We start from the raw sequence: 16,304 nt of genomic DNA on the forward strand, positions 1-16,304 counted from the left end.
TTATAAAATTGAAAGAATAGTTTTTACATTGAATAAAGTAACCATCAACAGAGAAGCTACTATTATACTATTAATTTTATTAGTTTCTATCGCCGTTTTAATTTTATTGACTGCATACAAAATTGAAATTGGAATCAAGATTTCATATCCATAAAACCATCTGAACTCCATAAAAGTGAAACATACAAATGAAAGAATGAATAAAAAACTTAAAAAAAGAATTGTGGGCAATTTGTATTTATTAAAAAAGTTTCCTCTAAACAACATAATAATTGGAATAGAAAAAAGGAAGCCCCAAAAACGAAAAAACCGTGCTAAGCAAGTAATTACATTTAAAAAAGTAATTTTAAAAACTAATACAGGATCTTTAAAAACGGCTTGTGTAAAGGTTTTAGGTAGGCTGTTAGCTCCATGTATTTTTAGATATTCCTGAACTTTTTCAAACTTTGTATTTTTCCAAATAGCATCACGATGTATTTTTTCCTGACCTGATTCTATTTTTTTCAATCCTAAATAATTTCTCTGAATCCAATTTAAATCTTTTGAAGGATTCTTATCTTCATAACTTAGGGAATGTTTTTCTTTTATGGCCGGAAAATGAAAAACTAATATTGTCAAAAGAAACATTAATGAACATATTCCAATTAACTGAACTCTTTTCAAGAAAGTAACATCAGTATTCTTTATCCAATAAAAAAAAGCTATAAAAATTAGTGGAATTAATAATACTGCAGTAATTCTAATGGATAAACAAATTGCAAAAATAAAACCAATACATAAAAAAGTAAATTTCTCATGCCTTCCTTCAAATAATTTAATTACTATCAGATATAATAAAATCACCACAAAAACACCTAAAAAAGAATCATTTGAAGCTGACAAATATGACCTCATGTTCAAAACAAAAAGGATATACATACTTAAAACAATATAAAAAACATTATTTTTCAAATTACTAGTTTTATGATAAAAATAATAACCAAAAAACATTAAAAATAAATCACTAAAAAGATTTAAAACAAAAAAACTGGTTTCTACATTTTTGGTAATTGAAAAAATAAAACTTAAAAATAAATTATATACTATCGATGTTCCCTGAACAGTTGCCTGATAAAAACCTAATTCATAAAATTTAACAAATAGATCTTTATAATTATCGTTGTTACCAACTTTCCCATCAGAATTAAATAATGTAATTGCAAATAAAATTAAATAAACCAAAACAAATAATAGAAATGCAAGATTCAAACTTTTTTTATTGCCTAAAAGCTGATAAACTTTATTCATATTTTATAATTTTATTTACTACACTTTCGACATCTAATTCATAAAACATTGGTAATCTCAGGAGTCTATCAGTAAACATATCGCTATTTACTAATTCTCTCCCATTATGTTTGTCATTATAATAAGGACTAGAATGTAAACTAATATAATGAAAAACAGCCAAAACACCTTCATTTTTTAAATGCTCTATCAAAGTTGATCTTTGTTCAATTGATTTACAGACCAAATAAAACATATGACCATTATTGGTAGCCTCATTAGGAATTGACATGATTTTTATATCTTTCTGTTCTGCCCATTTTTTTAAACCAGCATGATAATAATGCCAATGTGATATTCTTTTTTTCTGGATAATTTCAAGATTCTCAATTTGCGCCCACAAAAAAGCAGCAATAACCTCCGACGGCAAAAATGAAGATCCTATATCTACCCACCCATATTTATTAACTTCACCTCTGAAAAATTCGGCACGATTGGTTCCTTTTTCCCAGATAATCTCTGCGCGATGAATAAACCTTTTATCATTTATTGTAATCATTCCGCCTTCGCCAGCAATTATATTTTTAGTTTCATGAAACGAAAAAGCTGCCATATGTCCGAAGGTTCCTAATGGTTTTCCGTTATAAGAGGAATCGATAGCCTGAGCCGCATCTTCAATTACCAATAAATTGTACTTGTCTGCCAACTCCATAATTGGATCCATATCGCAAGCTACCCCCGCATAATGTACCGGAACAATTACTTTGGTTTTAGGAGTAATCAATGCCTCTAATTTAGATACATCAATATTAGGGTTATCGGGAAGGGAATCTGCAAAGACAATTTTGGCACCTTGTCGCACAAAAGCAATTGCAGTTGATACAAAAGTAAAACTTGGTATTATTACCTCATCACCTAACTGAATGTCTGCTAAAATAGCACACATTTCTAGTGCATCTGTACATGAAGTCGTAAGCAATACTTTTTGGAAACCATATTGCTCTTCAAAAAAAGACTGGCACTTTTGAGTAAACATCCCGTTTCCAGAAATCTTGCCTGATTTTACAGCTTCCTCAATATATTGGGTCTCTTTACCAGTTAGATAAGGCTTATTAAATGGGATCATATTTTCCAATAATGTTTTATAACTATCTTTTCTTTTATATTATATCCTAACTTGGTATAAAAACTACAGGCTTTTTCATTTTGAATTTGAGTTGGAATCTTTAATTCGCTTATCTTCAAATATATCAACTTATCTTCAACTGCTTTAATAAGCATTGTACCTATTCCTTTACCTTGTATTTTTGGATCAGTAGCTATCAGACCTATTGCACCATAATTCTCTGAAATTTTATAGGTTACAAAACCTAAGACAATATTATTTTGTCTATAAATCAATACATCGTCAGCTATTTTTTTAGCTAATGAATTATCAATCCAGGTTTTATATAATTCTTCAAATTCACTTTGTTTAAACTTATTGTCAAGCTTGAATCTGCTGAACTTACCACTCTCAAAAGCTAAACTATAAATTTGATCTTTACTAATATCTGTATCAAAAGCTGAAAGAACACAACCGGTAATAAGGTTGCTATTATTTTTAATTTTTTTGGAAAAAATTACTTTCGTCTCTGTATAGGTATGTTCAAAATCATCAATCGCAAAAAGCTCATCTTCATCCTGTTTAACATACAGTAAATCAAATTTGTTGATGTCTTTAATAGATTGATTTATTTTGTCAAACTTTATCTCGCCAATTTTTTTATTAAAAAAAAGAGAATCCCATTCGCAAACTTCAATTTTCATTTGATTTCATCTATAATAAATATGGGTCTATTCTTTGTTTGATCAAAAATTTTACCAACATAAATTCCCGTGATGCCTATTGTAGTTATTATTATACCAGATAAAAACCAAATAGATACAATTATTGAACTATATCCTAAAACTTCAATTTGGTTTGTTAACGCTAAATAAATATTGTACAAACCAAACATAAAAGAAGTCACCGAAATTGTTAGTCCAAACTTAACAAAAAGTTTTAGGGGTTTATTTGAAAATGATATTATTGAATTAAAAGCTAAACTAATTAATTTAAAGAAGCTATAACTTGAACTTCCCTCTTCTCTTTGAGCATGTTCTACAATAATTGAAGTAGAATTATAACCTACAAATGAAACAAATAAAGGAAAAAATTTTATTGAATCAGAAATATCTAAAATTGATCTAATTACCCGATGATGATAAATGCCAAAATTTGCTACCTCATTATCATAATTAGTATCCGTAAAAAATCCATAAATCTTTGAAAAAACTTTAGACGATATTTTTTTAAAAAAACTATCCTGTCTATTCTTTCTTTTAGCCAAAACGATATCAAAACCTTCTTTGGCTTTGTTATATAATTTTAGTACTTCTTTAGGCTGATCTTGCAAATCGCAATCCATCACTACTACCCAGTCACCTTTAGCTTGAGATAAACCAGCCATGATCGCGGGATGTTGCCCAAAATTCCTGCTTAACCTTATACTGTGGACTTCTGAAAAATCTTGAGATAATTTTTTCATAACATCCCAACTTTTATCTGGACTTCTGTCATCAACCAAAATAATTTCATAGCCAGTTCCAATATTCAACATCACTTTTTGAATTTCACCAACCAATTTTTCAAGTATCTTATCCGCCTTATATACTGGACTTACAAACGATAACATAGGTTTGAATTCTTCCATTTATTAAATAGTGTTTATAGTATAAAGTTAAGTTCCAAAAATATAAAAATAAGGATATCGTAAAATTAATTTCTCTTTTATATGCTAGTAAAAATACATTAAAAAGTTTAAGAATTATTTATTGAAAAAATCCCTTAAAATTATTGCAGTAAATAATCTTGCACCCGTATCATTCATATGCCCGCAGGATGAAAAATATTTATTCTCTACAACCACATTTTCATAATTATGAATTTCGGGATACGTTTTTTTAACCTTGTCAAAATAGTTCATGCCCACCACATTTTCACACATTGGAGTCATGACCGCAATGAAATTAATATTATTGGCTTTACAGATACTTTTAATTTCTTCGTAATATTTATTGTGAGGCAATGGTTTTAAATTTACAATATCATTTTTCATATTGCCTTTTTTATGCCTGACCAATGGATAATATCCTAAATTATCCAGTGCACTTGTTCTTTCACATTTCACTATCTTAAAAATTTCTCTAAAACCAATTTTAGTGTCATACTTTATATATCTGTAAAACGGAATATAATATAATTCATTAAAATCAGACTCCTGCTCAAAATGCTTTCTTATAACTTCAGATTTATGCAAATAAGGCAAAAACTTAGCGGAAATCCCTTCCGCTTGATGATCATTTGATAAATTCAAATCGGCTTCGAGAATAACATTTTTTATTTGATAATTTCTTTCAATCATTAATTTCAAAAGTAAGGAAGCCTCAAATAAATGTCCACCACTCATTCCGTAATTAAAAGTTTTTAACCCTTTTTCCTCAAACATTTGGGCAACAAAATGATTATTCGCTCTGGAAGATCCTAAAATAATTACATCATATTTTCTGGATTTAGAATTAAAAACATCCTCAATTTTTCCTCGATTAGTTGATTGTAAATAAACTGTAGTATATAGAAAATCCAAAACAACTGCGAGTACAATTATTGAGATGAGTATTTTTAAAGTAAATAGTAAAAACTTTTTCATTAGAACTGAAAATAGATAAATTCTTTATAGTCGGAATAGGTTCCAAAAGCGATTATCGCTGTTATTGCCAAAACCAGTTTCATGGTATTATACTTTCCAGAAATAGGTTCTTCTTTGGCTCTATTATTCCATTCAACCAGAACAAACAGACCAACCATCAATAATAATTCGTAATTATAACGCTCGTTGGCAAGGTATTGACAAGAAAATTCTCCATTGGTAACTATTCGCTTCAAATACAAAAATGCGTCAGTTATGGTGTTGGCTCTAAAAAACACCCAGGCGATACAGGTCAGCGAAAAAGTATAAAGCATACGCACAATTACCCCAACCGATTCGAAGTTCCATCTCAGCGTTTCGGCCTCAAGATTATTTCGATTTCTGCTTAGCAATAACAATGGTAAAAAATACAATGCATTAATAAATCCCCAAGTTACATAGGTCCAATTGGCTCCGTGCCAAAAACCACTTACCAGAAAAATAATGAATGTATTGCGGACTTTCATCCAGATACCGCCACGACTTCCGCCCAACGGAATGTATAAATAATCCCTGAACCAGGTAGTAAGTGAAATATGCCATCTACGCCAAAATTCGGCTATATCTCTCGAAAAATAAGGGTAATTGAAATTACGTAATAATTCGAGTCCAAACAATTTTGACATTCCCAATGCCATATCTGAATATCCTGAAAAATCTCCATAAATCTGAAAAGCAAAATAAACCGCTCCCAAAATAAGCGAGAAGGAATTCATTGATGCATAATTATCAAAAATAGCGTTGGCATAAGTAGCACAGGTGTCAGCGATGACCACTTTCTTGACCAATCCCCAAATCATTTGACAAATTCCTTCTTTGGCTTTTTCTAAATCAAATTCCCGTTTAACTTTTATTTCGGGTAATAAATGTGTTGCGCGCTCAATTGGTCCCGCAACCAAAAGCGGAAAATAACTCACAAAAAGCGAATAATCCACAAAATTATATTCGGCTTTGATTCGTCTGTAATATATATCAATCACATAGGATAATCCATGAAACGTATAGAAAGAGATTCCAACCGGCAAAACTACATCCAATAAAATCGGACTTGCTTTAAAACCGACAGTTGTCAGCATTTGAGCAAAGGATTCTGAGAAAAAATTATAGTATTTAAAAACTCCAAGAAAACCTAAATTGACCGAAACGCTCAGCCAAAACCAAAATTTTCGTCCCTTTTCATTATTACTTTTTTCAATTCTAATTCCGGTATAATAATCCAAAAAAGTTGAGAAAACTAACAGGAATAAAAAACGCCAATCCCAACAAGAATAGAAATAATAACTGGCAATAATAAGAAGCACATTTTGCGTACTTTTTGTTTTGTTGAAAACAAACCAATACAAAAAAAACACGATGGGCAAAAAAATGGCAAAAGCCAGAGAATTGAAAAACATAATTTTAGTTTAGTAATTGAGAAAGTTTTATTGATAGTATTTCAGAAAAAACTTCAGATCCTTTCTTATTTAAATGAAATGTATCATAGAAATAATAATCATTTTTTGAAATTAAATGATGTGATAAATCAATAAAATAAATATTTTTATTTTTCTTTTGAATTAAGTTTATCTCCTCTATCAAAGGAGATTTTAGGGAGTCATATTCTTTATTTAGTCGTAATTTATTTTCTGGTGCCCAAACAAATATAATTTTTGTCGAGCTGTCAAGATTTAATTTATAAAAATCTGTCATCTTCTTTAAAATCTTCTTATATCTATTTGAATCTACACCTTCTTTAGATTTTCCTTTTATTTTTTTTAAATTATGATATTCGATTTTAAATGTTCGATTTTGAGGACAATAGCCTTGGTAGGTGGTTGCATTTTCAATATTAAAAAATTTAAAATTAGCATAAATTCCATTTTTTAATAATTTCAAATTTTGATTGTATTTTAGAAGAGGTAGATATTTTGTATCAGTATATTTGCTATCAAAAGACACCAATAAATCATCAATATCTGGATTATTTAAAAAGGGAATAAATTGAAATTCTTCAGGTAAAATGTCATTTTCATCAAAATGAGCTAAATCTATATTTTGAATAAGAATTTTTGGTTTTTTATTATTTTTTAAATAAATATTCAACTTCGAAAGTTGTAAATTATTACCACCGGCATTATAGCTAATATTGTAAGTTTTTAATCTAAGTTTATCTTCTATGATTTTTGAATTATATCCAACAAATCCTCTTGAAGACCCCATTATAATGACATCACTATTGATTTTGCCTTCTAATGTATTTTGCCAATCATTATAAACATTATTTTGCCAATTTTGTAAACCTCTGTCTGCTAAACATTGAATAAGAAAAGCTACAGCTAATACAATTAGTATAATTTCGGAAATATAAAAAATAAATTTTCTCATCTATATTAATATCATTTTCGTTAAAATTGAAAGTAAATGAACTTATTATCAATACTAAACTGTCCTAATACCAATATTAATAAAATTGTAAATGTTAATTTTAATTTAGAAAACTTATTCCCCAAAGGACAATCATGCTTTCTGTTTCTCCATTCTAAAACCATAAAAAAAGGCAACAAAAAAAGAACATTATAAGTAATTTGCTCTTTTACATTATTATAGTCAAAACTAAAAACTAAAATTCTTCTTATATAATCGATCGCATTCGTGATATTGTTTGACCTGAAAAATATCCAGGAGAAACAAACCAGTACAAAAGTAATTCCCATGTGAAAAATCACCTTGATTGATTCAAAATTAAAACTGAGTGCTACATCTCCTATATTATCTCGATTCTTTTTGAATAAAAGCAAAGGAATAAAATAAACTGCATTTATTAAGCCCCAAATAATATATGTCCAATTTGCTCCATGCCAAAAACCACTCAGCAAAAAAATCAAAAATACATTTCTAATCTGCTTCCATTTATTTCCTTTACTTCCACCCAGCGGAATATAAACATAATCTCGAAACCATGACGAAAGAGAAATATGCCAACGACGCCAAAACTCGGCTATATCTCTTGAAAAGTAAGGATAATTGAAATTGCGTAATAAATCTAATCCAAACAATTTTGACATTCCTAATGCCATATCTGAATATCCCGAAAAATCGCCATAAATCTGAAATGCAAAATAGACTGTTCCTATAATTAATGTGACAGAATCCATTTTTTCATAATTGTCAAAAATTTGATTCGCATAAATGGCACACGTGTCAGCTATGACAACCTTTTTGAATAATCCCCAAATTATTTGACTAATTCCTTCTTTAGATTTTTCTAAATCAAATCTTCTCTTTTCCTTTAATTGAGGCAACAAATGAGTAGCACGTTCAATAGGCCCGGCAACTAAAAGTGGAAAATAACTTACGAAAAGTGAATAATCTACAAAATTATATTCGGCCTTAATTCTTTTAAAATAAATATCAATTACATAAGATAATCCGTGAAAAGTATAGAAAGAGATTCCAACCGGTAAAACCACATCTAACAAAATCGGACTGGCTTTAAAACCGACAGTTGTCAGCATTTGAGCAAACGATTCTGAGAAAAAGTTGTAATATTTAAAAACTCCAAGAAATCCTAAATTGACAGAAACGCTTAGCCAAAACCAAAACTTTCGTCCTTTATCATTATTGCTTTTTTCAATTCTGATTCCGGTATAATAATCGAGAAACGTCGAGAAAACTAACAGAAATAAAAAACGCCAATCCCAACAGGAATAGAAATAATAACTGGCAATAATAAGAAGTGCATTTTGTGTACTTTTTGTTTTGTTAAAAACGAACCAATACAAAAAAAACACTACGGGCAAAAAAATGAAAAAAGCCAGAGAATTAAAAAACATAATTTATTTAAAAAATTGAATTTTATTTTGAAGTTGTAATCAACTAAAACTTTACAGATATATTCTTCCGGAAGTATATTAATGCTTATTTATTTTTTAATATTTTATGTTTTTTTATTCAAAAAATTATTTATTTCAAATTTTATTTTTGCCATTTTAAAATCTCTCTTGATCGTTTTAAAAAAAACAAGTAAATTAGTAAAGAATATTTTTTTAATTAATGAAGCAACGATTTTAATTTTACTATGATATGTTCGATTATATAGTTGAAACTCAGAAATTGTTTCATTCTTAAATCGATTCAATTCTGATTCCTCAGAGCGATTAATAAAATAAAAGAAAGTTTCATCTATATCATAAATCTTATATCCTGCTTGGGTAACTTTTTCTGACCATTCTTTATCTTCTTTAAAAACTAACTTTTCATCAAAATGAATTTGTTCCCAAACTTCTTTAGATAAAAGACCACATGCAGCCATAAATCCAAATTTTAATGGATCTTTCACTTCAAAATTATTTATTATTGCTCGTTCATAGTTTTCAATACTATTAATAAAACGCAATCCTGCAAAATCTTTTTTATCCTTTATAAACTGAATCGAATTTTTAAAAAAACTTCCTCCGATAGGTATTGAATGAGAGCTTAACAAAAAAACATAATTATTTTTTGATTCCCTTATGCCTAAGTTTATGGCCTTTCCATAAGTGAATTGCTCAATATTTACAACCTTACAGTTATATTTTTTGGCAACTTTAATACTATTATCAGTTGAATTATTGTCAACAATGATTATCTCATCAATGTCATCAGAATACCTTTTTGTTAATATACTAAGTGTTCTTTCTAAATAATCTGCTTCATTCTTATTCCGAATAACGACACTAATCATCATAAATGTTTTTTTTAAAATTGGATCTTCCCCTTAATTAAAAATCTCTTTCTAATTTAGAATCTCATCAACAACATTCCATATTTTTTCCGAGGCTTCAGTGGGTTTCTTCCCAACAATAATCTCAAACCACTCTTTTCCTTCTTTTACACTTGATTGATTTTTATCGATAATATCCTTAACATTTGCTGTTAGAGTCTTTTTATCAAACGCCCACAAAACTGCATTTTTACCAGGCATGGATCGAAAATGGATATATTTATAATTTTGACCAATATCCCTAATTCCTTTTGTTAATTGAGGTTGTTCATAATCAAAAAACAAACATGATTTATTGTGCGCAACAAAGTCAAAAACCATAGAAGAAGCAATATTTGCAACAAATTCTGTATGTTCACAAATGTTTGATTGAAGGGCAAAATCTTCTTTAGTTGGCATAATTTCATTCCAGAGTGTCCCTACCGGACGCCATAAAGGATCTATAGAAACAATAACATCTTTGTATTTTTCTAAAATAGAATCGTAACGGTTCGTAAAATCAACTGGACATTTTCGATATATTATTCCAAGATTGTAGCCTTCTTTATTCAATTCAAGAACTGCCACTGCTAAATCTTCTAAGTAGTATTGATCTAAAGGTGAAGTAACTATATCATCTCCAGAAAAACAGATATAACGTTTATTCAAATCTAATTCATATTCCGCAAAAAATGCTTCTTTGGTTTGCAATAGATTTCTATCAAAATGACTTTCAAATTGTGGTGTTCCTGTAACAAAAACATCTTCGGATTTGACGTAAGGACAATATTGCAATAATTCTTTTTTCATGTGTTCACTCCACACAAAATAGTAATCGGTTTCAACCAAAGTAGTAGCTTTCGGTAAATTATCCCAGGAAAATACAAATGTAGCTGTGGGAATTCCTAAATCTTGTGCAGCAACAATGGGAGCTATAGCTTGAGTTGGACGTTGATTTGTACAAAAAACAAAATCGGGTTTATGCTCCGTTAATTGTTTTTTGCAATAAGCATATTTAGAGGTTTTACGCTCTAATTTTTTGACTTGTTTTCTGATAAATTTAATTCCTCTTTCATTCGACCCAAAAAAAACCAGTACATTAACAACTGTACTTTTAAAGGCATTTTTTAGACCCCTGTAAGATTGTGGAAAATTATAAGTGTTATATACTGTTTCATTAAATTTTTTATCAAAAAAATTTAATTCGGTACGCTTACGTGCTCTTGTAAAAATAGTGGTCAGAGGATGAATCGTCTGATTGTCAATTCTTATTTCCTGAAAGTCTAATTCCTTTTCAATTGAAAAAGGAGTGTTATTCCAATATGTAATATTATATCCTTTATTCTCTCCTATATCTTTAAACTTTGTAAATGCAAAATTTCGAAGGCCAACCCCATCAGGTAAAAAAATAAATATCTTTTTATCCATAGCATTAAGCATTTCTATATTTAAGTTTATCTCTTTGAACCTGTTCAATTGGCAAAATATCCTGACTTTTAAACGTTAATGCTTTATACACAGCCTTTAAGTCTCTGGACAATTTTCGAACACCTTCTGGTTCTAATGATGCAGCATGATCTGTACCTTTCCAAGTACGATCTAAAGTATAATGACGTTCTATAATATTTGCTCCCAAAGTATAAGCTGCTATATCTACAGCAATACCTAAATGATGTCCGGAAAAACCAATACTTTTTACCTTATCTGCATATTTATCTATCAGTAATTTAATATCTAATAAACAAACATCCTCAAAAGGCACGGGGTAACCAGAAGTGCAGTTGTAAATAACCAAATCTTTATTACGTCCTTTATTCACAAAAAAATCAACCAAATTACTTGTTTCGTCTTTTGTTGTCATTCCTGTTGAAATGTGAATCTCTCCTTTATAATTATCGCATAACCAATCTATCATTTCGAAATTATTGTTACACGCCGATGGAATTTTGATAAAATCTGGATTCAATGAAGCAATCTCTTTTGCCGATGTCGTATCCCAAACTGAAGTTGAATATACAATCCCTAAATCTTCACAATACTCTTTAAGTTCTGCATGTTGCTGAAGATTAAATTCTAAAAACTCACGATGGGCACCATAAGTTTCCCCGTAAGAATTAGAAGGATTTGGGTGAGGCTTATTATATTGTTCAACTGTAAGCAATTCTTTATTATTACGTTTTTGGAATTTTACTGCATCTGAATTACAAAAAATCTTTGCAATTCTAATCAATTCTTTAGCGATTACCATATCTCCTTTATGATTGCATCCAATCTCTGCAATTACAAAAGGTTTTTTATAATTATTCATATCTTTTATTATACTTCATTATCAATTCGCATACTTCTCTAATTGCTCCGCCTCCTGACGATTTTGACAGAACAAAATCAGAGTGCAGTTTAATTATATCTGTAGCATTTGCTGGCGCAAAAGACCAGGAAACAGAACACATACTTGCCAAATCATTAACATCATCCCCTACATAAGCTAAAGCTCCAAAACTAGTGTTTTGTTCTTTAACAAAATAGTTTAAAAAAGAAAATTTATCCTTAACACCATAATAAGCATTTTTTATTTGAAGCTTATTCATTCTTTGCTTCACTAATTCAGAATTTTCTGAAGTAATTACTACCACATCTATTCCGTTTTGTCTTAAAATTTCTAAGCCCATTCCGTCACGCATATCAAATTTTTTTGACAATTCCCCTTCTTTTCCATAAGTTACGCAACCATCTGTAAAAACGCCATCAACATCAAGAACCAGATACTCAATTTTTTGTTGTTGCTTTTGTTTCTTTTGACGCTCAATCAGCAAACTTTCCACCACGCCCCAATCAGAATTACTATCAATTTCAATTAACGACTCTTCCGCCATTTTAACAATTCCTATTGAACCACTTATTCTACATTGAGAAGTCATAAAACTTTCTTTTGTAGTAGCGTAAACCGCGCCATTTTCAATAAGTAGCCCTTCAAAATCTTGACGTCTTGGTCGATTAAAAACGTTATAATTTTGAGCTTCCCCATTAGCATTCCAAACAAAACGATGTGTTTTTACGACAGTCAAAGCAGAATCTTCCCCACCTTCAATTGACTCTAATACAGCATTTATATCTTTGGCAGTTGTGTATGGAGATGTAGCTTGCAACAAGCATATTACATCAAAATTATACCCAACCTTATCAGCAAATTCAATCATCGCACTTTCCGTAGAGGCAGTATCAGTGGCATTTTCTTTACTACGCAATAAAGGAATTACTTTTGTGCTCCAAGTATACTCCTTTTCTATAAATGTAACAATTTCAATATCATCTGTAAATACATATACCTGATCTAGTTCTGAAAAAATAGCCTCTGAAAGTACCCATGAGAAAAGTGGACGTCCCACCATTTTCTTTTTATTTTTCCCAATAATTCCTTTAGAATCTTTACGAAGCGGGAGTATCGCTATTTTTTTCATTTCAGAATGTTTTTTGCATTTTTAATTATTTCGTTCATGCCTAAATTCCATGAATTGGCAGTATATAAATCCTGAGGTATTGTTTCGAATTCATTTGGCATTACCATAAATTCAATTATGGCTTGCTCCCATTCTGAAATAAAATGAAAATTTTCTATAAGCTTTCCTAATTTTCCATATTGCAATAATTCAGGAACTCCTCCTATAGCTGAGGCAATGCAATAATTTCCACAATGCAAGGCTTCTAACAAACTTAGGCCAAATCCTTCGTGACAAAGAGTAGGAAACAAGTAACAATCTGCCGTTTGTAAGTAAGTCGCTAGTTGTTCATTTGGAATTCTGCCCAAATAATCAACCCCATCCTGAGGTTTTTTAGGTTCACATCCAATTACCCACAAAACTATATCCTGTCGAGTAGAATAAACTCGCTCCCAGGCATCGAGTAAAATATGTAACCCTTTTTTTGGTCGATCCTGTGAACACCAAACAAATACTTTTTTATCTGCAACTCCTTTATTTAGTTTTAAAACTTGTTTGTTTTTTTGTGAAAGTGGAAAAAACTTAGCAGTATCAATTCCATTATGCAGAACCGTAAAGCGTGTTGGTAAAATAGTATAATAATTTTTGTGCGCTAAATAAGAATCGTATGTTAATAATACCATTTCATCTATGGCTTCAAAAAACCATCTTCCTTGAAAATTTTCAAAATGTGGAGGAAATCCGTGATAAAAGAATTGAAGATAACAATTCTGACGCAATCCTTTTTTATCTAGAAATTTAAACAATGGTTTTACAACTCCATAATTATCCACGATTTGAATAATATATTTTTCGTCAGTTTTAAGAAGTTTTTCCAGTGCATTAAAATAACTCAAATATGGATTTTTTTTCCATTTTTTTTGTAACCTTGTTTTAAAATCATTTTTAACAAAACTATATTTTACTGAATCCCATTTTTCTTCTGGCTCAGAACAAACTATAAAATCTATTAAATGATGGCCTTGCAGGTAATTTTTATACAAAGTTGGCCAACTTCCTATACTAGAAAAAGGGAGAGCCATTTGTGAAATGAGGATTACCTTAGACATAAAATTCTGTTTTTTTTTTATAATTGTATAGTTAGCTTAATATTTTTTAAATTCTCTTCAACGACATATTTATAAACTGCATCTGAATAAAAAGCAATCAAATGTAACAAAAGAACATCATTTATTTCTTTGAGGCTATAATATTCCGGCACGCTTTTTTTCAAAAGTCTCTTGGCGCAATATTTTAAAGTTTTAGGATAAGGATCTTCGTATATCAGAACTTCTAAAATTTGATTATTCAATTTTGGTAAAACAGAAAGCAAAAAATTATCTATTATTTCTTTCTTATTCTGCAACTTCAGGAAAACATCAGGCTTAGTTAATTTTTCAAACTGATATTTGTTAATCATATTACCCCAGCTTTCCTTATTTACAATACTATTCTTAAGTATTGAATTCATTCGTAAATGCTCTTGGTTTATTTTTGTAATCGTATTGTGTTGTAAATCAGTTGTCAATTTTTTGTTTAAGGAATTTCTATAAGTAGGATGCCATTGATGGAGCATTAAAATCTTTTCATCAAAAAAATTAACTTCCAATCCACTCATTTTCAAACGGGAATGAACATCTTCATCTTCACCTCCCCACAAATGAAAGAACTCATCAAAGCCTCTAATTGAAAGTAAAGCTTCTGTTGGAAACAAAGATAATCCTTGTGCTCCTGGTGAACTCTCATATGCGACTTTATAATCTTCAAATTTTTTATTACTTTGAGTTTCTTTTTCATTTAAAAATCCAACTTTAAAAAAAACAGATTGTTTAGGATTTTTAATATTTTCCAAAACATGAACAAAGTCAGAAGAAAAAATCATGTCTATATCTGCAATAAATACAAAATCGGTTTTTACAAAATGTAATCCGATATTGATTGCTTTTGCACGGGACCAAAGCTGTAAACTACAATAATTGTAATGATAAGTTACGAAAGGGTATTGAGAAATCAGATTAGCGATTTCAGAAGCGCTTTTTTCTGAAGATCCATAATCAATAAAAATCACCTTAAAGCCTTGATTGTTTTGAGCAGCCAACGAATCTAAAGAACGTTTAACTCTTTCTAATTCACGGTTACGATAAATATATAAGACAGTTAACATAATTACGCTCTTAATTCATTATCAATAAATTGTAATAATTCTATATCGTCATTTTTAAATTTTCTAGCAAAAAAAGCAACATTATCTCCACTTTCATTTTTAATATCATCGTTTTTAAACATTTCAACATGTTTTTTAGAAATAAATGCCGGGCCAGGATGAACAGACCAATCGACATAAGTGAGATTTCCTTTTAAATTATTAATATCTGAGTTTCCAATAATCGTTGGAATTAAAATTTCTTCGCAGCAAAATGAATTTTTAAAAAATCTTTCATATTGTGGATTTGAATTGAGAAAATCTAAAATATATTCAATTGTTGAATGGCTTAGAACCCACCAAGTCGGTCCGAAAAATACTTTTGTAAAAGGAAATTTTTTCTTTGGAAAATATAAGCTAATTTTTTTTTCAATGCGGAGTAATATTTTTATCCAAATTGGTTTATTTGGCTTTCTTCTGTAAAATAAATCAAAATAGAAATTTGTCACCCATCCTCTTTTCATTTCAGAAGGAAAACCTTCTTTTATACTTATAAATTCACCGCCTTCAATTAATATTTTATATAAATACTCATTGTTTTTTATGGGATAATCGCTGCCGCTTAATAAGGCATAATAATCATATTTTTCTTTTACTGCTTCCAACATCAAATTAAGAATAGCCTTTTGATGTGACCAACCGCCCCACCATACTTTATGTCTTTTAATAAACCGAATGTTTTTAAATTCATTTAAATTAACTGGCATTAAAGCATTTTTATCAATATGAATATAAAAAAAAACATTTTCATCCTGAAGGGCAGAAATTAACCTTTTAAGATGGTCATAGTCATGATAAGCCGTTATTAAATAGGCAAGATTTATTTTATTTTGTTTTTTTAAAATCAATTTCGTTTTCTCTTTAAAACT

15 protein-coding genes are annotated in these 16,304 nt (G+C 29.5%); all 15 read right to left on the minus strand.

Annotated elements, in window-relative coordinates; translation table 11 throughout:
- The 15 genes from EM308_RS00570 to EM308_RS00640 all read right to left on the minus strand — a co-directional run bounded on the left by EM308_RS00570 (window position 1) and on the right by EM308_RS00640 (window position 16,283).
- Window positions 1-1,287: a hypothetical protein gene (locus EM308_RS00570; RefSeq protein WP_035638258.1), complete on the minus strand. Its 1,287-nt coding sequence runs from the start codon at window positions 1,285-1,287 to the stop codon at window positions 1-3.
- A complete protein-coding gene (rffA, locus tag EM308_RS00575) occupies window positions 1,280-2,392 on the minus strand; it encodes a dTDP-4-amino-4,6-dideoxygalactose transaminase (protein WP_035638260.1) in 1,113 nt (370 codons plus the stop codon). Before rffA ends, EM308_RS00570 begins: the two co-directional genes overlap by 8 nt.
- Window positions 2,389-3,075 carry a GNAT family N-acetyltransferase gene (locus EM308_RS00580; protein WP_051877823.1) on the minus strand — a complete coding sequence of 229 codons (687 nt, stop codon included), beginning with the start codon at window positions 3,073-3,075 and terminating at the stop codon, window positions 2,389-2,391. Before EM308_RS00580 ends, rffA begins: the two co-directional genes overlap by 4 nt.
- Window positions 3,072-4,001 (minus strand): glycosyltransferase family 2 protein, encoded by a 930-nt coding sequence (locus EM308_RS00585; RefSeq protein ID WP_070261759.1) that lies wholly within the window; start codon window positions 3,999-4,001, stop codon window positions 3,072-3,074. The genes EM308_RS00580 and EM308_RS00585 overlap by 4 nt, the downstream gene beginning before the upstream one ends.
- A gap of 114 nt (window positions 4,002-4,115) precedes the next feature.
- Entirely contained in the window at window positions 4,116-4,997 is an 882-nt protein-coding gene (locus EM308_RS00590; protein WP_035641349.1) for a hypothetical protein, read from the minus strand.
- Window positions 4,997-6,430, minus strand: a complete 1,434-nt coding sequence (locus EM308_RS00595) for an MBOAT family O-acyltransferase (protein ID WP_070261760.1) — start codon at window positions 6,428-6,430, stop codon at window positions 4,997-4,999. Before EM308_RS00595 ends, EM308_RS00590 begins: the two co-directional genes overlap by 1 nt.
- A gap of 4 nt (window positions 6,431-6,434) precedes the next feature.
- Window positions 6,435-7,400 (minus strand): hypothetical protein, encoded by a 966-nt coding sequence (locus tag EM308_RS00600; RefSeq protein ID WP_070261761.1) that lies wholly within the window; start codon window positions 7,398-7,400, stop codon window positions 6,435-6,437.
- Between the two features lie 20 nt (window positions 7,401-7,420).
- Window positions 7,421-8,848: an MBOAT family O-acyltransferase gene (locus EM308_RS00605; RefSeq protein ID WP_070261762.1), complete on the minus strand. Its 1,428-nt coding sequence runs from the start codon at window positions 8,846-8,848 to the stop codon at window positions 7,421-7,423.
- A 104-nt stretch (window positions 8,849-8,952) separates the two neighbouring features.
- Complete coding sequence (locus EM308_RS00610; RefSeq protein ID WP_051877819.1) at window positions 8,953-9,741, minus strand: glycosyltransferase family 2 protein; 789 nt, start codon at window positions 9,739-9,741, stop codon at window positions 8,953-8,955.
- A 48-nt stretch (window positions 9,742-9,789) separates the two neighbouring features.
- A complete protein-coding gene (locus EM308_RS00615; RefSeq protein ID WP_035638111.1) occupies window positions 9,790-11,184 on the minus strand; it encodes a glycosyltransferase family protein in 1,395 nt (464 codons plus the stop codon).
- Between the two features lie 4 nt (window positions 11,185-11,188).
- A complete protein-coding gene (locus tag EM308_RS00620; protein ID WP_035638097.1) occupies window positions 11,189-12,064 on the minus strand; it encodes an N-acetylneuraminate synthase family protein in 876 nt (291 codons plus the stop codon).
- The gene (locus EM308_RS00625) at window positions 12,057-13,214 is read right to left on the minus strand and encodes an acylneuraminate cytidylyltransferase (RefSeq protein ID WP_035638101.1); all 1,158 of its coding nucleotides are present in this window, start codon (window positions 13,212-13,214) and stop codon (window positions 12,057-12,059) included. The genes EM308_RS00620 and EM308_RS00625 overlap by 8 nt, the downstream gene beginning before the upstream one ends.
- Entirely contained in the window at window positions 13,211-14,302 is a 1,092-nt protein-coding gene (locus tag EM308_RS00630) for a glycosyltransferase family 4 protein (protein ID WP_035638103.1), read from the minus strand. Before EM308_RS00630 ends, EM308_RS00625 begins: the two co-directional genes overlap by 4 nt.
- A 17-nt stretch (window positions 14,303-14,319) precedes the next feature.
- Window positions 14,320-15,396, minus strand: coding sequence for a glycosyltransferase family 2 protein (locus EM308_RS00635; RefSeq protein WP_035638105.1), 1,077 nt, complete (start codon window positions 15,394-15,396; stop codon window positions 14,320-14,322).
- A gap of 2 nt (window positions 15,397-15,398) precedes the next feature.
- Window positions 15,399-16,283 (minus strand): beta-1,6-N-acetylglucosaminyltransferase, encoded by an 885-nt coding sequence (locus EM308_RS00640; protein WP_035638107.1) that lies wholly within the window; start codon window positions 16,281-16,283, stop codon window positions 15,399-15,401.
- Between the last annotated feature and the right edge of the window lie 21 nt (window positions 16,284-16,304).

The organism is Flavobacterium gilvum, assembly GCF_001761465.1.
GTDB lineage: Bacteria > Bacteroidota > Bacteroidia > Flavobacteriales > Flavobacteriaceae > Flavobacterium > Flavobacterium gilvum.